At 64.4% G+C, this 21,956-nt stretch carries 24 protein-coding genes and 2 tRNA genes; 11 read left to right on the plus strand and 15 right to left on the minus strand.

Going from position 1 to position 21,956, the window contains the following annotated elements:
* Positions 1-8 precede the first annotated feature (8 nt).
* The 4 genes from KBW95_RS20455 to KBW95_RS20470 all read right to left on the minus strand — a co-directional run bounded on the left by KBW95_RS20455 (position 9) and on the right by KBW95_RS20470 (position 3,709).
* Entirely contained in the window at positions 9-1,202 is a 1,194-nt protein-coding gene (locus KBW95_RS20455; protein WP_211523899.1) for an ABC transporter ATP-binding protein, read from the minus strand.
* A gap of 13 nt (positions 1,203-1,215) precedes the next feature.
* Positions 1,216-2,145: a branched-chain amino acid ABC transporter permease gene (locus KBW95_RS20460; protein WP_211523900.1), complete on the minus strand. Its 930-nt coding sequence runs from the start codon at positions 2,143-2,145 to the stop codon at positions 1,216-1,218.
* A gap of 158 nt (positions 2,146-2,303) precedes the next feature.
* Positions 2,304-3,251 carry a 4-hydroxy-3-methylbut-2-enyl diphosphate reductase gene (ispH, locus tag KBW95_RS20465; protein ID WP_211523901.1) on the minus strand — a complete coding sequence of 316 codons (948 nt, stop codon included), beginning with the start codon at positions 3,249-3,251 and terminating at the stop codon, positions 2,304-2,306.
* Between the two features lie 5 nt (positions 3,252-3,256).
* On the minus strand, positions 3,257-3,709 hold the full coding sequence (locus KBW95_RS20470; protein ID WP_211523902.1) for a peptidylprolyl isomerase: 453 nt from the start codon (positions 3,707-3,709) through the stop codon (positions 3,257-3,259).
* 115 nt (positions 3,710-3,824) lie between these two features.
* On the opposite strand from KBW95_RS20470, the gene radC reads away from it, so the two are divergent.
* The 3 genes from radC to rpmG all read left to right on the plus strand — a co-directional run bounded on the left by radC (position 3,825) and on the right by rpmG (position 5,290).
* Positions 3,825-4,496: a DNA repair protein RadC gene (gene radC / locus KBW95_RS20475; protein ID WP_211523903.1), complete on the plus strand. Its 672-nt coding sequence runs from the start codon at positions 3,825-3,827 to the stop codon at positions 4,494-4,496.
* Positions 4,497-4,872: 376 nt separating this feature from the next.
* Positions 4,873-5,109, plus strand: a complete 237-nt coding sequence (gene rpmB / locus KBW95_RS20480; protein ID WP_026354825.1) for a 50S ribosomal protein L28 — start codon at positions 4,873-4,875, stop codon at positions 5,107-5,109.
* Between the two features lie 13 nt (positions 5,110-5,122).
* Positions 5,123-5,290: a 50S ribosomal protein L33 gene (rpmG, locus tag KBW95_RS20485; RefSeq protein ID WP_005665735.1), complete on the plus strand. Its 168-nt coding sequence runs from the start codon at positions 5,123-5,125 to the stop codon at positions 5,288-5,290.
* Positions 5,291-5,356: 66 nt separating this feature from the next.
* Here the strand turns inward: rpmG and KBW95_RS20490 are convergent, their stop codons facing one another.
* From KBW95_RS20490 to KBW95_RS20515, 6 genes are all read right to left on the minus strand, one after another.
* Positions 5,357-5,740: a YkvA family protein gene (locus KBW95_RS20490; RefSeq protein ID WP_211523904.1), complete on the minus strand. Its 384-nt coding sequence runs from the start codon at positions 5,738-5,740 to the stop codon at positions 5,357-5,359.
* 102 nt (positions 5,741-5,842) lie between these two features.
* On the minus strand, positions 5,843-7,054 hold the full coding sequence (locus KBW95_RS20495; RefSeq protein ID WP_211523905.1) for a fatty acid desaturase: 1,212 nt from the start codon (positions 7,052-7,054) through the stop codon (positions 5,843-5,845).
* 100 nt (positions 7,055-7,154) lie between these two features.
* Positions 7,155-8,477, minus strand: a complete 1,323-nt coding sequence (locus tag KBW95_RS20500) for a mechanosensitive ion channel family protein (protein WP_211523906.1) — start codon at positions 8,475-8,477, stop codon at positions 7,155-7,157.
* Between the two features lie 9 nt (positions 8,478-8,486).
* Positions 8,487-9,794 (minus strand): RsmB/NOP family class I SAM-dependent RNA methyltransferase, encoded by a 1,308-nt coding sequence (locus KBW95_RS20505; RefSeq protein ID WP_211529195.1) that lies wholly within the window; start codon positions 9,792-9,794, stop codon positions 8,487-8,489.
* A gap of 13 nt (positions 9,795-9,807) precedes the next feature.
* Positions 9,808-10,440, minus strand: a complete 633-nt coding sequence (purN, locus tag KBW95_RS20510; RefSeq protein WP_211523908.1) for a phosphoribosylglycinamide formyltransferase — start codon at positions 10,438-10,440, stop codon at positions 9,808-9,810.
* 81 nt (positions 10,441-10,521) lie between these two features.
* Positions 10,522-10,932 (minus strand): barstar family protein, encoded by a 411-nt coding sequence (locus KBW95_RS20515; RefSeq protein WP_211523909.1) that lies wholly within the window; start codon positions 10,930-10,932, stop codon positions 10,522-10,524.
* Positions 10,933-11,314: 382 nt separating this feature from the next.
* Here KBW95_RS20515 and KBW95_RS20520 point away from each other — a divergent pair, with 382 nt between their 5' ends.
* From KBW95_RS20520 to KBW95_RS20555, 8 genes are all read left to right on the plus strand, one after another.
* Complete coding sequence (locus tag KBW95_RS20520) at positions 11,315-11,854, plus strand: glycine zipper 2TM domain-containing protein (protein WP_211523910.1); 540 nt, start codon at positions 11,315-11,317, stop codon at positions 11,852-11,854.
* Positions 11,855-11,955: 101 nt separating this feature from the next.
* On the plus strand, positions 11,956-12,738 hold the full coding sequence (locus KBW95_RS20525; protein WP_211523911.1) for a spermidine synthase: 783 nt from the start codon (positions 11,956-11,958) through the stop codon (positions 12,736-12,738).
* Positions 12,739-12,751: 13 nt separating this feature from the next.
* The gene (locus tag KBW95_RS20530) at positions 12,752-14,548 is read left to right on the plus strand and encodes a GspE/PulE family protein (protein ID WP_211529196.1); all 1,797 of its coding nucleotides are present in this window, start codon (positions 12,752-12,754) and stop codon (positions 14,546-14,548) included.
* 60 nt (positions 14,549-14,608) lie between these two features.
* A tRNA-Lys gene (locus KBW95_RS20535) sits at positions 14,609-14,684 on the plus strand.
* 183 nt (positions 14,685-14,867) lie between these two features.
* Entirely contained in the window at positions 14,868-15,383 is a 516-nt protein-coding gene (locus KBW95_RS20540; RefSeq protein WP_229429912.1) for a hypothetical protein, read from the plus strand.
* Between the two features lie 67 nt (positions 15,384-15,450).
* Positions 15,451-15,526 (plus strand) — tRNA-Lys (locus KBW95_RS20545).
* 59 nt (positions 15,527-15,585) lie between these two features.
* Positions 15,586-16,182, plus strand: coding sequence for a YigZ family protein (locus tag KBW95_RS20550; protein WP_211523914.1), 597 nt, complete (start codon positions 15,586-15,588; stop codon positions 16,180-16,182).
* Between the two features lie 129 nt (positions 16,183-16,311).
* A complete protein-coding gene (locus tag KBW95_RS20555; protein WP_211529197.1) occupies positions 16,312-17,472 on the plus strand; it encodes an MFS transporter in 1,161 nt (386 codons plus the stop codon).
* 18 nt (positions 17,473-17,490) lie between these two features.
* On the opposite strand, the gene KBW95_RS20560 is transcribed toward KBW95_RS20555, so the two are convergent.
* From KBW95_RS20560 to KBW95_RS24830, 5 genes are all read right to left on the minus strand, one after another.
* Positions 17,491-18,330, minus strand: a complete 840-nt coding sequence (locus tag KBW95_RS20560) for an HDOD domain-containing protein (protein WP_211523916.1) — start codon at positions 18,328-18,330, stop codon at positions 17,491-17,493.
* A 150-nt stretch (positions 18,331-18,480) separates the two neighbouring features.
* Positions 18,481-19,356 carry a BON domain-containing protein gene (locus tag KBW95_RS20565; RefSeq protein ID WP_211523917.1) on the minus strand — a complete coding sequence of 292 codons (876 nt, stop codon included), beginning with the start codon at positions 19,354-19,356 and terminating at the stop codon, positions 18,481-18,483.
* 148 nt (positions 19,357-19,504) lie between these two features.
* Positions 19,505-19,897: a cell envelope biogenesis protein TolA gene (locus KBW95_RS20570; RefSeq protein ID WP_211523918.1), complete on the minus strand. Its 393-nt coding sequence runs from the start codon at positions 19,895-19,897 to the stop codon at positions 19,505-19,507.
* Positions 19,898-20,000: 103 nt separating this feature from the next.
* Positions 20,001-20,702: an NUDIX hydrolase gene (locus KBW95_RS20575; RefSeq protein ID WP_211523919.1), complete on the minus strand. Its 702-nt coding sequence runs from the start codon at positions 20,700-20,702 to the stop codon at positions 20,001-20,003.
* Positions 20,703-20,872: 170 nt separating this feature from the next.
* Positions 20,873-21,826, minus strand: coding sequence for a methyl-accepting chemotaxis protein (locus KBW95_RS24830; protein ID WP_307727672.1), 954 nt, complete (start codon positions 21,824-21,826; stop codon positions 20,873-20,875).
* Between the last annotated feature and the right edge of the window lie 130 nt (positions 21,827-21,956).

Below are 21,956 nucleotides of genomic sequence, written 5' to 3' on the forward strand. Positions count from 1 at the left end.
GGTTCTCTTCACTCCTCGCGCGCCAGGGCTGCGTTCGGACGGTCTTCCTTGTTCGGCGAGGGCCACAGGCCGGCCGGGCGCACCAGCATGATCAGGACCAGTGCCAGGCCGTAGAGCAGCTGGCGCAGCACTTCCGCCTCGATCAGCACGGTGCCGAACATGGCCTGCTGGGCCGGTTCCACCACGTGGCGCAGCACTTCCGGCAGCGCCGCCAGCAGCACGCCGCCCAGCACCACGCCGGGGATGTGGCCGATCCCACCCAGCACCACCATCGCCAGCACGGCGATCGATTCGGTCAGCGAGAAGGATTCCGGCGACACGAAGCCCTGGAAGGCGCCGAACATCGCACCCGCCACGCCGCCGAAGGAGGCGCCCATGGCGAAGGCCAGCAGCTTGACGTTGCGGGTGTTGATGCCCATCGCCTTGGCCGCGATCTCGTCCTCGCGGATCGCCACCCAGGCACGGCCCAGGCGCGAATGCTGCAGGCGGCTAGTGATGAAGATGGTCGCGATGCACAGCGCCAGGAACAGGAAGTAGTAGGCGTTCACCGAGGGCATGGCGACGCCGAACACATTGACCGTCGCGTTCGATCCCGCCTCCCCCGCCAGCGAGACGCCGAAGATGCGGATCGGATCAATCATGTTGATGCCCTGCGGCCCGTTGGTGAAGTTGATCGGGTCGTTCAGGTTGTTCATGAAGATGCGGATGATCTCGCCGAAGCCCAGGGTCACGATGGCGAGATAGTCGCCGCGCAGCTTGAGGGTCGGGGCGCCCAGCAGCGCGCCGAACAGGGCCGCGACCAGGGCCGCCAGCGGCACGATGAACCACACCGACAGGTGGATGCCGTCCTGCTGGATCCCGGGACCGAATAAAGCGATGAGGGCGTCGCCCAGCGCCGGCGAGTAGTACACCGCCGATTCCAGCAGCGCCGCGAACTGCGGCGAGGCGAACAGGCCGACCAGGTAGGCGCCGACCGCGAAGAAGGCGATATAGCCCAGGTCCAGCAGGCCGGCGAAGCCGACTACGATGTTCAGACCCAGCGCCAGCATGATGTACAGCAGCGCGATATCGATGATGCGCACCCAGGAATTGCCGAATTGCGCCGCGAAGAAAGGGAACACGAGCAGCAGCGCCAGGCTCGCGGCCATGGTGATCGCGGCCTGGCGCGGCTTGTGCTGGAGGTCGAAGCTCAGGAATGCCATGTCGTCTTCCTCCTCAGGCGCGGTCGGCCACGCGCTCGCCCATGATGCCGGACGGGCGCAGGGTCAAGACCAGGATCAGCACCACGAAGGCGAAGATGTCCTGGTAGTGGCTGCCCAGGAAGCCGCCGGTGAGGTCGCCGATGTAGCCGGCGCCCAGCGCTTCGATGATCCCCAGCAGGATGCCGCCGATCATGGCGCCGTAGATGTTGCCGATCCCGCCCAGCACCGCGGCGCAGAAGGCTTTCATGCCCGGCAGGACGCCCATGGTGAAGGTGACCGTGGCGTAGTTGGCGCCCCACATCACGCCCGCCACGGCGGCCAGCGCCGCGCCGATGGCGAAGGTGGCGACGATGACGCGGTTCGAATCCACGCCCATCAGGCCCGCCACGCGCGGGTTCTCGGCCACGGCGCGCATCGCGCGGCCCATGCGGGTGCGCTCGACCAGCAGCACCAGGGCGGTCATGGCCACGGCGGCCAGCACCAGCAGCAGCACCTGGGTATGCGTGATCAGCGCGCCGCCGATCATGATGGGCTCGGAGGACAGCAACTGCGGGAAGGGAATCGGGCTGCGGCCCCAGATCATCATGGCGAAGGTCTGCAGCAGGATGGACACGCCGATCGCCGTGATCAGGGGCGCCAGGCGCGGCGCGTTGCGCAGGCGGCGGTAGGCGACGCGCTCGATCACGATGTTGACCAGCATGGCCACGGGAATCGCGCCCAGGATCGCGACCGCCAGCTGCAGGTAGCCGGGCAGGCCCGGGGCATAGGTGTCGAGCAGCTTCAGGATCGACAGTCCGGCCATCGCGCCGATCATCAGCACGTCGCCGTGGGCGAAGTTGATCAGGTTGAGCACGCCGTACACCATGGTGTAGCCAAGCGCGACCAAGGCGTACATGCTGCCCAGCACGAGGCCGTTGAGTAACTGTTGGACAAAAGTCTCCATCGTTCCGCTGCTTTCTCCTGATCTAACAAAAACGGCACTTCAAGTTCTTGAAGTGCCGCTCATGGTTGTCTTCCGAACGCCGCCATCATAGCTTGGCTATTGGAAAACTTGCACCGGAAAATGCCGGATTTGTCCGATTGTTTGTTGACTATGCGTGTTTACGCGCGTTCTGCGCGGACACCGTCCAGGCCCTTCGGCAGCGGGAAAGTGACGTTCTCTTCCACGCCTTCCAGGGCGCGCACGCTGGCCGCGCCCAGTTCCTTCAGGCGGTCGATGACGGCCTGCACCAGCACTTCCGGGGCCGAGGCGCCGGCGGTTACGCCGATGCGCTTCTTGCCTTCGATCCAGGCCGGGTCGATCTTGCTGGCGTTGTCGACCATGTAGGCCGGGGTGCCCTTCTTCTCGGCCACTTCGCGCAGGCGGTTGGAATTGGAGCTGTTCGGGCTGCCGACCACGATCACCACCTCGACCTGCGGCGCCAGGAACTTGACCGCTTCCTGGCGGTTGGTGGTCGCGTAGCAGATGTCGCCCTTCTTCGGCTCGATGATGTTCGGGAAGCGCGCCTTCAGGGCTTCGATGATCTCGGCGGTGTCGTCGACCGACAGGGTGGTCTGCGACACGTAAGCCAGCTGGTCCGGGTTGCGGACCTGGAGCTTGGCCACGTCCTCGACGGTTTCCACCAGGTGCATGCCCTCTTCGGCCTGGCCCATGGTGCCCTCGACTTCCGGGTGGCCGTCGTGGCCGATCATGACGATCTCGCAGCCCTGCTTGCGCATCTTGGCCACTTCGACGTGCACCTTGGTCACCAGCGGGCAGGTCGCATCGAAGATGCTCAGGCCGCGGGCCTCGGCTTCCGCGCGCACGGCTTTCGACACGCCGTGGGCCGAGAACACCAGGGTGTTGCCGGCCGGGACATCGTCCAGCTCCTCGATGAAGATCGCCCCCTTGTTGCGCAGGTCTTCGACCACATAGGCGTTGTGCACGATCTCGTGGCGTACGTAGATCGGGGCGCCGAACTGTTTCAGGGCGCGCTCGACGATCTCGATCGCACGGTCCACACCGGCGCAGAAGCCGCGCGGCTGGGCTAGCAGGATTTCATTTTCCATATCGTTTAGAGAACCGAAATCAGTTTCACTTCGAATTGCAGGGCCTGGCCTGCGAGCGGATGGTTGAAGTCGAACACGGCCGAGGTGTCGCGCATTTCCAGCAGCACGCCGGCGAAGCGGCCGCCCTTGGGGGCGTTGAACTCCACCACTTCGCCCACGGCGTAGTCGGTACCCGGCACGGAATTCTGTTCCAGGGTCGTCTTCGACACGGCCTGGATCAATTCCGGGTTGCGGTCGCCGAAGGCCTCAGGCGCGCTCAGCTCGAAAGTCTGGTGCGTGCCTTCCGGCAGGCCGATCAGGCGCTGCTCCAGGAAAGGGGCGAGCTGGCCCTGGCCCAGCATCAGGGTAGCCGGGGTGCCATTGAAGGTGGTGACGATATCGGCGCCGCCGGCAACGGCCAGACGGTAATGCAGGGTCAGGTAGGACGATTCGTTGACGACGGGAGAAGCGTTGGACATGTTCGTTTGTTGTAGCAGGCAACCCTGTTCGGGCAAACCGCTATTGTAAGCCAGGCGCGGGGCTTACGCCGCCGCTGCCTTCTTTTTTGGCGACGAATCCTGACAAGGACGAGACATGGGAATTTGCGACTGGCCCGAACAGGAACGCCCGCGCGAGCGGCTGCTGCGTTCGGGCGCGGGGGTGCTGAGCGACACCGAACTGCTGGCGATCTTCCTGCGCGTGGGGGTGGCGGGCAAGAGCGCGGTGGCGCTGGCGCAGGACATGCTGGCGCATTTCGGCTCGCTGCACCGGCTGCTGCATGCGGATTCGAGCGAGTTCGGGCAACTGCACGGGCTGGGGCCGGCCAAGTATGCGCAGCTGCAGGCGGCCATGGAATTGTCCCGGCGGGCGGTGGCCGAGCAGTTCGAGCGCGAGGCGCTGTGTTCGCCGTCGGCCGTGCGGCATTACTTGCGCAACCGGTTCGCGCTGCAGGCGCACGAGTCCTTCGTGGTGTTGTTTTTGGATGTGAAGAATCGGCTGATTCATGGCGAGGAGATGTTTCGCGGCACCTTGACGCATACGAGCGTGTATCCACGCGAGGTGGTCAAGGCGGCGCTCAGGCGCAACGCGGCGGGGGTGATCCTGGCGCATAACCATCCGTCGGGGGTGGCGGAGCCGAGCGAGGCGGATCTGCGGCTGACCAGCGCGCTGGTGCAGGCGCTGGCGCTGGTGGATATACGGGTGCTGGATCACTTCGTGGTGGCGGGGAGCCAGGTGCATTCGTTTGCGGAGAGTGGGCAGTTGTAATGTTGGCACACCGCCTGCTTCCCACCTTACATGTGCCGCAGCCCATCGTTCCGGCGAAGGCCGGAACCCAAGTTTGCACGCACTCACTTAACGTTTGACGCAGTCGCTGAGCATGGGAATTGGGTTCCGGCCTTCGCCGGAACGACGTGCTAGGGGTAACGGCAGGAGATAAGGCCAACACTTCTCCACGTACCAAAAGCACATCCATACCCACAATTAACATCGCGTAAACAGTACGTTACATCACTCATCCGGAATTGTTAAATTCAACCAAGAGCATAAGACACAATTGTTTTTCGCAAGTGATTGATTCCGCATCGTTTTTCGCGCTATACTCTCGTTTTTCCAATCCTGGAACATATTTAAGGAGTGCACTATGGCACGTGTCTGCCAAGTTACCGGCAAGGGAGTGATGGTTGGCAACAACGTCTCCCACGCTAACAACAAAACCAAGCGTCGTTTCCTGCCGAACCTGCAGAACCGTCGCATCTTCGTGGAATCGGAAAACCGCTGGGTCTCCCTGCGTCTGTCCAACGCCGGTCTGCGCGTGATCGACAAGCTCGGCATCGACGCCGTGCTGGCCGACATGCGTGCCCGTGGCGAAAAAGTTTAATTAGGGAGCTATCATGGCAAAAACTGGCCGCGACAAAATCAAGCTGGAATCGACCGCAGGCACTGGTCACTTCTACACCACCACCAAGAACAAGCGCACGATGCCGGCGAAGATGGAAATCACCAAATTCGACCCGAAGGCACGTAAGCACGTGATCTACAAGGAAACCAAGATCAAGTAATTCGATCTTGTTCCAAGAAAGAGCCGCCCGTTCACACTGGCGGCTCTTTTGTTTTGGAGCGCCCCCCTAGCGCGCCCCATACCACCACCACCAGCTCAGAGCCAGCAGGCCGAGCCAGAGCACGACGATGGCGATCGCGCCCGCAGTGCTGGACGGCTTGGCTTTCTGGTTCGCCATCCACTCCTCGGCCTTGGCGCGGCATTCCTGGATCACATGCTCGGGCAGCATGCGCACCGCCATCCAGATCAGGGCCGGCAGCAGGATCGCATCGTCGAGATAGCCGAGCACCGGGATGAAGTCCGGGATCAGGTCAATCGGGCTCAGGGCGTAGGCCACCGTGACCACGCACAAGGCCTTGGTCAGGAAAGGCGTGTCCGGATGGCGCCGCGCAAACCACAGCATGAGCGCATCGCGCTTGATGCGCCGGGCCCAGTTCCTGATCGATTCCATCGCGCCGTCTCCATGCATGCTTGAGATAAGCCCGATCCTACACGAGTGCAGAAATAACAACGGCTCCCGAAGGAGCCGTTGTCGTTGAAGGCGTAAAGCGGATCAGGCGTAGCTGCGCAGGCGGAAGGAGAATTCCTGCAGCGCCTTGATGCCCGAGGCTTCGGCGCGTGCGCACCAGTCTTGCAGCTGGTGCAGCAGCTGGTCGCGGGTCGAGTGCGAACGTTCCCAGATCGCGCCCAGTTCCACGCGCATCTGGTGCATGGTTTCCAGTGCCTTGCTGTGCTGGAACAGCTCGACCAGTTGCTGCTTCTGCGAGCTTTCCAGCTTGGCCGGCTCGCGCTGCAGCAGCTTGCGCGAGCTCTTCAGGAAGCGCGCTTCCAGCTCGGCCTTGTGCTTCAGGTGTTCCATCTCTTCACGGAAGGCCAGGCGCACCGACTTGGCGTACTTGGCCATCACGTCGTAGCGGTTGGCGATCACCGACTGCAGGGTGTCGAGGTCGGCCGCCTGCTTGTTCTTGGCGAACTTCGGCTCCGGCGCCACTTTCTTGACCTTGGCCAGGCCCAGGATTTCCAGGGTGCGGATATAGCCCCAGCCCAGGTCGATCTCGTACCACTTGCTCGACAGCTTGGCCGAGGTGGCGAAGGTGTGGTGGTTGTTGTGCAGTTCTTCGCCGCCGATCAGGATGCCGAACGGGAAGACGTTGGTGGCCGCATCGTTGCAGTCGTAGTTGCGGTAACCCCACCAGTGGCCCAGGCCATTGATGATGCCGGCCGCGGTGATCGGGATCCACAGCATCTGGACGGCCCAGATGGTCAGGCCGATCACGCCGAACAGCGCGACGTTAATGATCAGCAGCAGGGCCACGCCCATGGCGCTGTGGCCGGTGTACACGTGGCGCTCGATCCAGTCGTCCGGGGTGCCGTGGCCGTACTTCTCCAGGGTTTCCTTGTTCTTGCTCTCCGCGCGATACAGCTCGGCGCCTTCCAGCAGCACCTTGCGGATGCCGCGGGTCTGCGGGCTGTGCGGGTCTTCCTCGGTGTCGCACTTGGCGTGGTGCTTGCGGTGGATCGATGCCCACTCCTTGGTCACCTGGCCCGTGGTCAGCCACAGCCAGAAGCGGAAGAAATGGCTGGGGATCGGATGAAGGTCGAGGGCGCGGTGCGCCTGGTGGCGGTGCAGGTAGATCGTCACACTCGCGATCGTGATGTGCGTGACGACCAGCGTGTACACCACGAGCTGCCATGCGGAAAGGTCCAGCAGGCCGGTGTCCAGGAAGGCCAGCACGTTCTGCAGGATGTCGCTAAAGAAATTCATTCAGTCTCCATGTGGGTCGTGTCCGAGGCGCAATAAGCCATACGCTCACGTAACGCGCATATTTTACGCGGTTCTAGTAACACACGGCACGCTAGTCAGCTTAATTTGCGCCGGATTGAGGGGTACGCGACACTACCGATGCAATATGCGCATCGAGCAGGCGGGTATCCATGCTTGGATGGCCAAGTTTGATGGCGCCTTGTTGCACCAGGGCATAAATCTTCTTGTTGACATCCGAAATCGGCCCACCGGCGCCGTTTTCCGGATCGGCGATCCAGAAGCCGACTTCCAGCTCGTAACCGTCAGCGACAAAGGCGTTGAGCAGCACGTTCGGCGCCGGCTCCTCCAGCACCCGCGCCACGCCTCTCGGCTGGGCTTCCAGCAGGGGCATGACGCTGGAGAGGTCCGATTCGTAGGACACGACGAGTTTCGTCGTCAGGCGCTGGTTGCGGTTGGTGACCGACTGGTTCAGCACCACGCCCGTGATCAGCATTTCGTTCGGCAGCAAGGTCTGGGTGCCGTCCGTACTGCGCAGCACCGTGTAGCGCGTATTGATGCGCGCAACTTTTCCGGAATACTTGTCGAGCGTGATCGGGTCGCCGATGGTCAGGCTGCGTTCCAGCAGGATGATGAAGCCGGATACGTAGTTACTGGCAATGCGCTGCATGCCAAGACCGAGGCCGACGCCGAGCGCGCCGCCGAACACCGACAGCACGGTGAGATCGAGGCCCGCCAGCGACAGGCTGAACAGCACCGCCACCAGGATCAGCAGCGCACGGCTGACGCGCGCCATCGCCACGCGCAGCGAGCTGTGCACGCGTTCCAGGCCCATCAGGCGCTCTTCCAGCGCCGCGCCGGCCCACAAGGCCAGCATCATGAGCACCACGATCGAGACCACGCCCTGCAGCAGTTCGGCCAGGCTCACGTGGTTCTTCCCGATCGGCAGCTCGGTGCGCTCCAGGAAGCGGATCACGTCCGGCAGCACGCCGGTCAGGTGCAGCGCCACGCCGAGCCAGACGATCAGGGCGAACACGCGCTCGAAGGTCTGCAGGGCGGCGCCCAGCGGGCCGTGGCGCGCGAACACGCGCCGCAGCAGGTAGAAGAAAGTGCGGATCACCGCCATCGAGGTGAGCAGCGGCAGCGCCACGCGCAGCAGGTGCACGCTCTGGTAACGCTCCATCACCAGCTTGGCCATGCCCAGGAAGGCCAGGGCCAGCAGCGGCGGCAGCACGCGGCCGAAACTGGCCATGCCCAGGCCCAGCAAGCCGCCCTGCTCCGCCCGCTCGTGCAGCCAGGAGCGGTGGATCAGCCGCGCCAGGCCCCAGCCGGCCCCGACGCACAGGACGATGGCCAGCGCCTGCCAGACGATGGCGGGCTGGCGGATGTCGCCGAGCAGGTCGGCCAGCAAGTCCGAGAGCGGCATCCGGGCTCCTTATTCCGCGCTGTCGGCCTCGTCGGCCTTCTCGTCCTTGGCCGCAGCGGCCTTGGCCTTGCGTTCCAGCACGGCGGCGAAGAAGCCGTCGGTCTGGTGCTTGTGCGGCAGCAGCTTGAGGTAGTTGTTCATCTCGAGCGGGATCTTCTGCTCGGCCAGCACCTGGTTCATCGGCACCAGTTCGAAGTCCGGATGGGTGGCCAGGAACTGCTCGACGATCATGTCGTTTTCTTCGTTCAGCAGGCTGCAGGTGGCGTAGACCAGGCGGCCGCCGCTCTTGAGCAGGCGCGACGCGCCGTCCAGGATCGAGGCCTGCTTTTCCTGCATCTCGGCGATGGCGTCCGGCTTCTGGCGCCATTTCACGTCCGGGTTGCGGCGCAGGGTGCCCAGGCCCGAGCACGGCGCATCGACCAGCACGCGGTCGATCTTGCCGGCCAGGCGCTTGACCTTGGCGTCGCGCTCGTGCGCGATCAGCACCGGGTGCACATTCGACAGCCCGCTGCGCGCCATGCGCGGCTTGAGCTTCGAGAGGCGCTTTTCCGACACGTCGAAGGCGTACAGGCGGCCGGTGTTGCGCATGAGCGCGCCCACGGCCAGGGTCTTGCCGCCGGCGCCGGCGCAGAAATCGACCACCATCTCGCCGCGGCGCGCGCCCAGGATCTGGGCCAGCACCTGGCTGCCCTCGTCCTGCACTTCGATCGCGCCCTGCTTGAACAGCTCCAGGTTCTGCAGCGCCGGCTTCTTGTATACGCGCAGCCCAAGCGGCGCGTAAGTCATCGGCTCGGCGGCGATCGGCGCCTCGGCCAGCTTGGCGATGACTTCCTCGCGGTTGGCCTTGAGCGAATTCACGCGCAGGTCCAGGGGCGCCGGGGTGTTCAGCACGGCGGCCAGCTTGAGCGCTTCGTCCTCGCCAAACTGGGCGACCAGCTTCTCGTACAGCCATTGCGGCAGGTTGGCCTGCATCTGCTTCGGCAGCAGCGAGCGGTCGACTTCCTTGACGCGGGTCAGGAAATGGGTCTCGTCTTCCGTCAAGCCGCCGAGGGCGTCGATGCCGACGGTCTCGCTCAGGCCCAGCAGGGCCAGGCGGCGCATCGAGGGCGTATTGCCCGAGCCGGCGAAGTCCGTGTAGAAGGACTTGTTGCGCAGCACCGCGTACACGGCTTCGGCGATGACGCCGCGCTCGCGGCCGCCGAAGCGCGGGTTGTCCTTGAAGAAGCGCGACAGGGTGACGTCGGCGGGCGCGGTAAAGCGCAGAACCTCGCGCAAGATCTCTTCGGTCTTGGCGAGGATTGCTGGTGGCAATCTCATGGGTGTTCCTGAATTAACTGGTGGTCTCGGCCGCGGGTGCGCGGTCGAGCAGCCGGACGCTGTCGCCTTCGACGACCACGCGGTCTTCGACGAACAGGCGTACGGCATAAGGGTAAAGTTTGTGTTCCTCGACCAGCACGCGCGCGGCCAGGTCTTCGGGCGTATCGCCCGGCAGCACCGGCACCCGCGCCTGCGCGATCGCCGGGCCATGGTCGAGCTCGGCGGTCACGATGTGCACGGTGGCGCCATGTTCAGCGACGCCGGCGTCCAGCGCCTGCTGGTGCGTATGCAGCCCCGGGAACAGCGGCAGCAGCGACGGGTGGATGTTCAGCATGCGGCCCGCGTAGTGTTCCACGAAGGGCGCGGTCAGGATGCGCATGAAGCCGGCCAGCACGACCAGGTCGGGCGCGTAGCGGTCGATGGTTTCCTGCAGCGCAGCGTCGAACTCTGCGCGGCTGGCGAATTCCTTGCTCGGCACCACGGCGGTCGGAATGCCGCGCGACTGCGCGAATTCCAGGCCCTTGGCGTCGGCCTTGTTGCTGATCACCGCCGCGATACGGGCGGGCCACTTCTCGGCGTCGAGCGCGCGCACGACCGCTTCCATATTGCTTCCGCGGCCGGAAATGAGGATCACGATGTTTTTCATAAGCGGGCATTGTACCGTATCGCCATGGGGCAACCGGCATTCGGCGGGGGGTTTCGGAGGACGGCGATCCGCCTGGCGGACTCAGGCGGGGTTCAGGTCGAAGGAATAGAAGACACGGAACGGGACCTTTTTCTCGGCCCAGAACTCGGCGGCGTCGCGGAAGACGTCGAGCAAATTCTCGCGCGCATCCTTGTCGAATTTTTGTGCGATTGGGAGTTGTTCCAGTACAACGATAAAGCCCGGTTGCGGACCGGCTTCGCTGATCGTCTCGGTCAGGCACTTGCGCAGTGCATCGAAATTCTTGCTGCAGGGTTTGGGGAAATGGAAGTTTTCGCCGATGCGTGCACACACCTGCTGCTTGGTCAGGGTATTGGCGCAATGCGCGTACAGGAAGTGATGGCCCAGTCGCCCTGCTTCCTGCTGCAGATCGGCCACGCGGAAGGCGCGGATCGACTGCACAAGATTGGGCGGCACTCTCATCAACAAACTCATTTTTTCCTCAAGTCGACCTGGAATACTTGGTTTCGCCAAGACGTCATCCCCTTGCGACGTTTGGCACCGCCGCCGCTTCTTCCCCCGCTGTCGTTTCCACGCGCCAATAAAAATCCCTAATTTGTGTAAGGGTAACGTTTTGTGGTATTGGAAGCAACCCAAATGTGAGTACGGCAGCTCCATTTGTAAAAATCAGTATGTCTGCATGTCATCAAAATTTCGCTTTGACAAGCAGGTTTTCATTCTGTGGCCAGCTGGGACGAAAGAACGAGCTTGTTACAATTTGTTGCCATGCGGATCGGTTCGGTTTGCCGCGTTGGGATTACCATAAAGTCCTGGCGATCCGATTCCACGCGATCGCTCACCTATAACGAGGTAGAACATGAACTTCCAAGCCAAACTGATGATTTCGGCCCTGGGGATGGCCATCCTGCCGCTGGCGCAGGCGGCGGACTTCGAGGATTTCGGCCGCGTGGTGCGCGTGCAGCCGCGTGTGGAACAGATCCGCACCCCGCGCCAGGAATGCCGTACTGAATACGTGCAGGTGCCGGCGCAGCAGGAACGCGGCCAGGGCGGCTCGATCGTCGGCGGCATCGCCGGCGCCCTGCTCGGCAGCCAGGTCGGCAGCGGCAACGGCAAGGTCGCCGCGGCGGCGGCGGGCGCGATTGCCGGCGCCATGGTCGGCGACCGCGTCGAAAACAATGGCCGCAACCTGGCGCCTGGCGTGCAGGAACAGGCGGTGCGCCAGTGCCGCATGGTCGAAGCCGTCGAATCGCGCACCAACGGCTATGACGTGACCTATGAGTACCGTGGCCAGACCTACACCACGCTGATGAACCGCGATCCGGGCAACCGCGTGCGCCTGCGCGTCTCGGTCGAACCGCTGGACGCCTACAACGACCAGTACAGCCAGCGCTATTGAACCCTGGGCGGTCGTGTTGCCGCCTTCATCACAGCGGGTTCCTGAGCTTGCGCTGCGGGAACCCATCCACCGATAATAGGGCGATTCCATCAGGCTGCCCTATGCTCATCAAACGCAAATCCATCGAACAGGCCGAATCGTCGCGCCGTCCCGCGCGCAAGCCCAAGTTCGCGCCCGTCACGCTGTCCGAACAGGACGGTGTCCGCTATCTCCACTTCGGCACCGAATGGGTGCAAGGCGCCATGCGCATCCGCAAGCCGGACTGGCCCGAGCTCGAATACGCGCAGCAGATGATGGCCTGGATGCTGTTCATCGACGCCCCGCAGGCCATTGCCCAGCTGGGCCTGGGGGCGGCGACCCTTACCAAGTTCTGCTATCGCCAGTTCCCTGAAGCGAGCGTGACGGCGGTCGAGCTGAACGCGTCGGTGATCGGCATCTGTGCTTCGATGTTCAAGCTGCCGCCCGAGGACGAACGCCTGCAGGTGCTGGAGATGGATGCGCTCGACTTCGTCGAGGATTCCGCCAACCATGGCGCCTTCGACGTGCTGCAGTGCGACCTGTACGACGCCACCGCGCGCGGCCCGGTGCTCGACACGCCCGAGTTCTACCAGGCTTGCTCGGAATGCCTGGCGCCGCACGGCGTCATGACGGTCAACCTGTTCGGCGACCACCCCAGCTTCGCCAAGAACATCAAAGCCATGAAGTTCGCATTCGAGCACGTGATCTGCCTGCCGGAAGTCCACGATGGCAATGTGGTGGCGCTGTGCTTCAACACCCGCCCCGAGATCGACAAGGACGCCTTGAACGCGCGCGCCGCACAGGTCAATGCTGCTACCAAGCTGCCGGCCAAGTCCTGGGTCAAGGGCATCCTGGCCGCAAGCTGAACATCCTCCCATCATGAACGCCGCCGCCAACAAGCCGCCCAGCCTGCGCAAGCTCGACCTGCAATCGATCTTTTCCTGGATGCTGGCGGACGGCATCGTCAGCAAGGAAGAGGTGAAGGCGCGCTTCGCCCAGGCGCAGGGAATTCTCAAGAGCGCCGCAGGCTCGATGCATCCGCTGACGGCAGTCGCCCAGTGCAAACTGCTGTCGAACCAGCCGCCGCACCGCCTGCTCACGCTGGACGTGCTGACCGAATGGTGCGCGACCAAGGTCGGCCTGCCCTTCATCCGCATCGATCCGCTCAAGATCGATTTCACCAAGGTGGCGGACGTGATGTCGGCCAGCTACGCGGCCCGCTTCAATATCCTGCCGGTGGAGATGACGGCGACCTCGCTGGTGGTGGCGACGGCCGACCCCGGAGCTACCGAATGGGAAGCGGAGATCGCCAAGGTCTCGCGCCGCAAGATCGAGCTGGTGCTGGCCAATCCGCTCGATATCGCGCAGTACATCTCGCAGTTCTTCAGCCTGGCCAAGTCGATCCGCGACGCCAACCGCAGCACCGGCCAGGACCTGGCCATGCGCAACAACTTCGAGCAGCTGGTCGAACTGGGCAAGTCGAACAAGCAGGTCGACGCCAATGACCAGCACATCGTCAACATCGTCGACTGGCTGTGGAGCTATGCCTTCGAGCAGCGCGCATCGGACATCCACCTGGAGCCGAAGCGCGAGTTCGCCGTGATCCGCTTCCGCATCGACGGCGTGCTGCACCAGGTCTACCAGGTGCCGGCGGTGGTGATGATCGCCATGACGGCGCGCATCAAGCTGCTGGGACGCATGGACGTCATCGAAAAACGGCGGCCGCAGGACGGGCGCATCAAGACCCGCACCAACGGCGGACAGGAAGTGGAGCTGCGCCTGTCGACCATGCCGACTGCGTTTGGCGAAAAGCTGGTGATGCGTATCTTCGATCCGGAAGTTGTGGTGAAGACCTTGCCGGAGCTGGGTTTCCCGCCCGAGGATGCGCGGCGCTGGGATGCGCTGACCGGCAAGCCGCACGGGATCATCCTCGTGACCGGGCCGACCGGGTCGGGCAAGACCACGACCTTGTACACGACCTTGAAGGCGCTGGCGACGAATGAAGTGAATGTCTGCACCGTCGAGGATCCGATCGAGATGGTGGAGGCGTCGTTCAACCAGATGCAGATCCAGCCCGGGATCGATCTGTCCTTCGCGGACGGTGTGCGTGCGCTGATGCGCCAGGATCCGGACATCATCATGGTGGGCGAGATTCGCGATCTGGAAACGGCCGAGATGGCGATCCAGGCGGCGCTGACGGGGCACCTGGTGTTTTCGACCTTGCATACCAACGATGCGCCGGCGGCCGTGGTGCGCCTGCTGGAGCTGGGGGTGCCGGACTATCTGCTGGAGGCGACCCTGATCGGCGTGATGGCGCAGCGGCTGGTGCGGATGCTCTGCCCTTCGTGCAAGTCGCCGACTGGCGAGTTGAGCGACGAGGTATGGCAAAGCATTGCGGGGAACTGGGATATCGCCAAGCCGGCGACCGTATATCGGCCGATCGGCTGTCCGGAATGCCGGCAGACCGGGTATCGGGGGCGGACAGGTATTTACGAACTCTTGAGCGTGAGCGAGGGCTTCGGCAAGCTGGTGCGGGAGTCGGGCGACATGCAGGCGCTGCGCCGGCAGAGCATCGCGGATGGCATGAAGCCGCTGCGCATCGCGGGAGCCATGAAAGTGGTCGAAGGGGTGACCACGGCGGACGAGGTGTTGAAGGTTACGTCGGCGCTGTCGTGAACGAATGCTCACTTGCCTCTAGCGCAATCCGGAATCGCCGGCTATAATGCTGCCTCTTTCGGGTCGTTAGCTCAGTTGGTAGAGCAGCGGACTTTTAATCCGTTGGTCGCTGGTTCGAGCCCAGCACGGCCTACCACGAATACACAGAAAGCCCACAACTACGGTTTGTGGGCTTTTTGCTTTCTAATCGCCTCGGCGGATTGCCGGAGCAATCCGGTGCGCCGCCTCATCGCGCTCCTGCGCGCGACGTGCCTTGCCGAACAGAAGAGATAGTGCGGGCAGTGCTACAGTTCCCGCAATGCTCGCAGCGAGGTGTCCGATGAAATACCTGCAAAAAATAGGCTCCGCCGGCTACATCCTCGTCGCCCTGCTCTTTTTTGTTTGCGGCTTTTCCCTGATCGTCCTCGCTTCCATTGAAATCTGGTCGGCCCTGTTCGGCGACAGCCACGCGTCGGTGCAGGCGCGCTTCCAGCTCATCCTGGAATGCGTGGGCCTGCTGACCATCGCGGTCGCCGCCTTCGAACTGGGCCAGACTGTCCTGGAGGAAGAGGTGCAGCGCGAAGTCCACGTCAGTTCGCCGACCCGCCTGCGCCGCTTTCTGTCGCGTTTCCTGGTCGTGGTGGTGGTGTCGCTCGGGGTCGAATGCCTGGTCGGCGTGTTCCAGTTCGCGCACACCAAACCCGAACTGCTGCCGCATGTTGCGTCGATCGGCGCCGCCGCAGCCCTCCTGCTCGCAAGCTGGGGCCTGTTCGTGCGCCTGAATGTCGAAGCGGAAAAGCTAGAACCCGAAGCGATGCACCAGGCGCAGGAAGAGGACAAACACGTCGAAACCTGAGTTTTTCTCGGTCTTGCAGGAAGTTCTTGAAAATTCGCAAGGGCGCCGCTATAATCTTGGCTTCTTCGGGTCGTTAGCTCAGTTGGTAGAGCAGCGGACTTTTAATCCGTTGGTCGCTGGTTCGAGCCCAGCACGGCCTACCAAAGATTCAACAACAACGCCAGCCTTCGGGTTGGCGTTGTTGTTTCCACGTCCGCACTTCATGGCCCAGACCATCGCCAGCGCCGTTCACCACGAACTGATCATCAAGAAAAGCCGCTTCATCGCCTGCGTGCAGCCGATGGCGGACCGGGCCGGCGCCCAGCAGATCGTGGCGGCGCTGCGCGCCGAGCATCCGGGCGCCGCCCACGTGTGCTGGGCTCTGCTGGCGGGCGGCCAGTCGGCGGCGGTCGACGACGGCGAACCGAGCGGCACCGCCGGCCGGCCCATGCTCGACGTGCTGCGCCACCAGGACCTGGAAGGCGTGCTGGCCACCGTGGTGCGCTACTTCGGCGGCGTCAAACTGGGCGCCGGAGGACTGGTGCGCGCCTACACCGACAGCGTGGCCCAGGCCCTGCTGCAGGCGCAGAAAGTTCCCATCATCAAGCTCGCCCACCTGCGCTGCACGGCGCCTTACGCCCTCGAAGGCCTGGTGCGGCGCGAACTCGACGCCGCCGGCGCCAGCCTCGACGAAGTCCTGCACGGCGACGAAGTGAGCTTCGCCTTCAGCCTGCCCGCCGGCACCGCCCCGGCACTGCGCACGCGCCTGGACGACGCCGGCCACGGCCGCATCGGCTGGCCGCGCGAAGATGCCGAATAAGCCCTCGCTATACCCGTCATCACGACTCGAAAGCGGACGCGGCCCGGGCTGGCCGGTATAGTGGCCGGTCCCACAGCCGGCGCGCATCGACCGGCCGTGTCCAACCAGCCCTCGTCAAGAAGAACAATCGTGATCAAGAAAAGTCTCATCCCGCTCGCACTGGGCGGCTTCGGCATCGGCATGACGGAATTCGTCATGATGGGCATCCTGCCCGATATCGCCACCGGCCTCGGCATCACCATTCCCCAGGCCGGCTACCTGATCACCGCCTATGCATTGGGCGTGGTGGTCGGCGCGCCTACCCTGGTCAGCCTGTTCGCCAACCGTCCGCCGCGTACCGTGCTGGTGTGGTTCATGCTGATGTTCACCGTCTTCAACGCCATGTCGGCCTTCGCGCCGAACTTTCACGTGATGATGGTGTCGCGCTTCCTCGCCGGCCTGCCGCACGGCGCCTTCTTCGGCGTGGGCGCCGTGGTGGCAAGCCGCCTGGCCGACGAGGGCAAGGTGGCGGCGGCCATGGCCACCATGTTCGCGGGGCTGACGGTGGCCAACGTGATCGGCGTGCCGATCGGCACCTGGCTCGGCCACACGGTCGACTGGCGCCTGGTGTTCCTGATCGTGGCCGCCATCGGCTGCGCGACCGTCGTCAGCCTGCGCCAGCTGGTGCCGCACATCGAGGCCAAGCAGCGCGCCGGCTTCATCCAGGACCTGCGCATCTTCCGCAGCGGCGGCCTGTGGCTGGCGCTCGGCATCACCGCGATCGGCACCGGCGGCTTCTTCGCCTGGTTCAGCTACATCACGCCCCTGCTCACCGACGTCACCCGGTTCCAGCCGGCCACCATCCCGATGATCATGACCGTGGTCGGGGTCGGCATGACGGCCGGCGTGCTGGTGGGCGGCCGCCTGGCCGACCGCTTCCATCCGCTGCCCGCGATCCTGATCCTGCTGGTGTCGATGACGGCCCTGCTGCTGTGCAATGGCTTGCTGGCGGATTCGCAGCCGATGATGCTGGTGCTGGCCTTCGCCACCGGCGCCAACGCGCTGGCGCTCGGTCCGCCGATCCAGATGCTCCTGATCGACCATTCGCGCGAAGCCGAGATGCTCGGCTCCTCGCTGGGCCAGTCGGGTTTCAATATCGGCAATGCCACCGGGGCCTTCCTGGGCGGCATTCCGCTGACCCTGGGCTATTCGTATTCCTCGCCGCAGTGGGTCGCGGCGGCGCTGGCGCTGGCCGGTGTCGGCCTGTCGCTGCTCATGCTGGGCCGGCGCCGCGCACTGCAGCCGGCCTGAATCGGCAAACGGGACTGATCAGACGAGGACGGCGTCGCCCATCGCCGACGCCATCTCGGCAGCCTCGTCCTGGATCTGGCGCAGGGTGTCTTCGTCGAGCACGAAGTCGATGGCGCTTTCGGCATGGGTCGGCAGCGGCGATGGCTTGTTGCCGAGGGGGGATTGCACCGGCGCGTACTGATTGGCCAGCAACAGGGTGTCGAGCAGGCTGCCGGGCGGCATGTTGAGCCAGCCGCCGCGCATGTCGGCGATGGCCTCGGCCACCGGGCTGGGAATGTTGAGCTTCTTCATCACTTCGGCGCTGACCACGTCTTCGCACAGCTCGCCCCAGTTCTCGACATCGTCGTCGAGCAGGCCTGGGAATTCGTCGGCGCGCGAGAGCAGGTAGAAGCCGCCCACTTCATGCACGATGCCGGCGAACATGGCGGTGTCCGGATTCACGTAGGTGACCTTGCGCGCCAGCGCATAGGCGAGCGCGGCGACATGGGCCGTGTGCTCCCACAGCTGTCCGGCCTTGGCGCGCAGGCTGCGATCCTTGATGCGGCTGCCGAACTGGCGCACCACCAGGCTCGCCACCAGGGCCTGCAGGCGGCGGTAGCCGATGCGGGTCACGGCGGCGCGCACATTGGTCACCGGCACGCCGCTGTTGCCGCCGAACGCGGCCGTGTTGGCCATGGCGACGGTGCGCGCGGCCAGCTGCGGTTCGGACAGCACGAGGCGGATCGCCTCTTCCACATGGCAATCGGGATCGTCGAGGGCGAGCTGCAGTCGCAGCACGGCATTGACGCTGGTGGGGAACGAGATCTCACCGCGTACGGCCTGCGCCGCGATGTATCCGAAGGCTTCGAGTTTATTCACGCGCCGAATTATACCTTGCTGTGTGACCAACTCTTGCGGCCGGGGCCCTGCCTTTCCCTCTCCTGCCGCCGCGCTGTGGCGAGCGATCCACAACTGTTAAAAAGACAAAGCCCGCATGCAAAGCATGCGGGCCCGGCATCGAGCGAAGGATTACTTCACCTTGAGGGTGCTCTTCACCTTGCTCACGCCATCGACGCCCTTGGCGACGCGCACGGCCTTGTCGGCCTCGGCTTTCGATTCGACGAAGCCGCTCAGCATCACCACGCCCTTCTCGGTGTCGACATTGATGTCCATGCCGCTCAGGTCCTTCTCGGCCACCAGGCTGGCCTTGACCTTGCTGGTGATGGCGGCGTCCGAGGTGGCGCGGCCGGCACGGTCTGCCGCGTTCTCGGCCTTGTCATCGGCGCGCGTGAAGGCGTCCTTGGTTTTTTCCTTGACGTTGTGCAGGGCTTCGCGGGTGCGCTCGCCGAGGGTGGCGCCGGCACCGGCGGCTGCGCCGGCGGTCATGTTGCCCTTGTTATCCATGACGCAGGCGGTCTTGTCGTCGCCGGTCATCTTTTCGCAACGCTCGATGGCCTTGGCGGCTGCGCGGTCGTCGCTGGTGGCGGTCTGGCCGGCGGCGCTGGCGCCGACAGCGCGCATGTCGCCGTCGCCCAGCTTGGCCAGGGCCTTGTCGCGCACGTCGTCGGCCTTGTCTTCGCAATCGTCCTGGGCCTCGCCCTGGAGCACTTCACATTTCTCTTCAGCCACTTCGTGCTCGGCCTGGATCACGTTGCGGCGGGCCGCGCTCATGCGGTCCTTGTCGTGCTTGGTGGCGGCGTCGAGCTCGGCGCGGGCGCGCTTGAGCTTGGCTTCTTCGCGGCAGACGTCGCGCTTGTTGCCGCTCAGGGCGTCGCATTTGTTGCTGGCGGTGCGGAAGTCGGCCTGGGCCTTGGAGGCTGCCTTGTCATAGGCCGTGGTGTCTGCGGCAAATGCCGGGGCGACGGCGAAGCTGGTCGCGATCAGGGAAGCGATGAGGGTTTTCATGAGGGGTCCCTACCATTCAGTTGTTGTGATAGCGTCATTAAACGCTCCACCATAAGTAGCATCTGTGCGACACCGAACGCTGGCCGCTGAAACACGGCGGCCAGCGTCCGATGGACGCAACGCCTGATTAGTTCACTGCCTCGGTCACTCAGTCGACCAGTGCCGACAGTGCCTTGTCGCGCACGTCGTCGGCCTTGTCTTCGCAATCGTCCTGGGCTTCGCCACGCAGCACTTCGCATTTCTCTTCGGATACTTCGTGCTCGGCATTGATCACGCCGCGGCGCGCCGCCTTCACGCGGTCGGTGTTGTGCTTGGTGGCGGCGTCGAGTTCGGCGCGGGCGCGCGCCAGCTTGGCTTCTTCGCGGCAGACATCGCGCGCGTTGTCCTTCAGGGAACCGCATTTCTTGCTGGCGGCGCGGTAGTCGGTCTTGGCCTTGTCGACCATCTTGTCGTAGGCCGTGGTGTCGGCCGCGAAGGCCGGAGCGGCGGCGAAGCTGGCGCCGGCAAGGGCCGCGACCAGGGAAGCGATCATGGTTTTCACTGTGGGTCTCCCGAGGGTTGTTATGGAAGTGTCATTACACTCCTCCACATGGGAGAGCTCTGTGCGACAGCGAACGCTGGCCGGGAAACTCGGCGGCAGGCGCTTACTCGTCGCGCAGCAAGCCTTCGCGCCACATGAGGTTTGCCGCTTCGAAAGGCGTGGCGGAGGTGCCGAAGCGCGTCCCGTTTTCCGCCAGCTTGACCCAGACGCGGGTGTCGTGGCCGCTGCCCGGCACGGCCACATTGCCGCGCACCTTCGCCAGCCAGCCGTGCACGCGCGCATAGTCCTGCGGATGGCTGCGCTGGATCCAGGCCAGGGCCACGAGGTCGGCGAACCCTTCCTCGCGCCGGGTCTCGCGCATGGCCTTGGAGGCGGCCAGCAGCTCGGCGTCCTGGGCCGTCTCTTCGCCCACTTCGACGAAGCCGGCCGGCAGCGCATGCCAGGCCCCTTCGGCGTAGCGCCAGCAATGCGCCAGCTCGTGCGCGGCCATGGCTTCGATCAGGAGTTCCTGGTCGGCTTCGGGCACGCCGGCCAGCACGTTTTCCGCGTCCGGGTTGCCGCGCATCGACAGCACCAGCTTGCAGCGGCCGTTGGCGAAGCCCATGGCCAGCGGCACGTCGCCCGCCTTGGCCTTCGGCTGGACAATGATGTCGACGGGCAGTTTCAGCTGCTTCGAGTAGCCCAGCACCGGGGCCGCGGCGCGCAGCCAGCGCGTTTCCTGCGCCGTCAGGTCAGCGGCGTGAAGCGGGAGATGAGCGGCGAGAGTTGCCGCAAGGATGGCCACCGACGGCAGGGGCTTGAACATGATGATGCTCCCAGGATTGATGAAATGCCTATCGGCAATTCTAGCCCTGGATCAAGGCCTGCTTTAAAGAAAATATTTGGGGATGGCTAAGACGGCAATAAAACGAGGACAGGATGCAACGCCGAGGCGCAAATAGAAAGGGCTGCCGTGGCAGCCCTTGTATTCGCATCCTATGCTTCGACTTCCCCGACCGGCTCGGCCGGCGTCTGACCGGGTGAGCGGCCGACCAGCGTGCGGATGTCGCGCGCGGCCGTCGCCGAACGCCGGGCCAGGTCGCGCACGTCCGCAACCGCCATCGCGCACTCTCCGCCCTGCTCGGCCGTCTTGGCGGCCTCGACCGCGGCGTTGAGGGCCAGGATATGCGCCTGGAAAGCGATGCCGTCGATAACGCCGATCAACTCGGCGGCCTTGTCCGATATCGGCGCCGCGGGTTCGGCGGCGGGTTCCTCCGGCTGCGCAGCCGGCTTGCCGAGGCCGCGTCCCACGAACCAGGCGCTGAACGCGGCGGCGGCGATGGCGATGACGCACAGTTGCGCCAGCCAGCCGGAGAAGCCACCGGCCGTGCGGCGCGCATTCAGCGCCGCTTCTTCGTTGAGCTTGTCCTCGAGCTCGATGAAGCGCTTCACGGTCGCCAGCCAGTCCACCAGAGCCGGCGCGGCCTGCTGCGACAGCAGGAGGCTGGCCTCGGCGGCCTCGCCGGCGGCATGCAGTTCGATCACGCGATTCATCAGAGTCTTGGCGCGGTGCTCCTGCGCCCTGATCGCGGCGAGGGCTTCCTTCTCCTCGGGCAGGACGCCCTTCAATTCCTTGAACAGCGTGTCCAGCGGTTCGGCCGAACGGGCATAGCTGTCGTCGAGCAGCTTGATCTGGCTGATCGGGGCGGTGGCCGCGGCGGGGTCGGCCGCCAGGACCACGTCGCGCAGCGCGGTGGCGCGGTCGTGCACGCTGACGCGCATCTCGGCCGCATAACGCAGCTTGATCTTGTTGTCCTCGATGCGGTCGAGGTCCTTCCTGACCTCGCCCATGCGCATCATGGCCAGCGCGCTCAGGCAGATCATCAATAGGAAGACCACGCCGTAGCTGAGTCTCAGCCGGGCGCCAATGGTCGGGGTCGTGGGAATCATGGTTCGCTATGCGGCGAGAATGCGGGGAGCGTTCGCCGCTTTTCCGTAAAGCAACGGAAACGAATATAGCATGGCTGTCGTTTCATTATTAGACAGCCCTTCCGCTTTTACCCACTTTAACGGCACAAGC

This window comes from Massilia sp. ZL223, from assembly GCF_018119395.1.
Classification (GTDB): domain Bacteria; phylum Pseudomonadota; class Gammaproteobacteria; order Burkholderiales; family Burkholderiaceae_D; genus Telluria.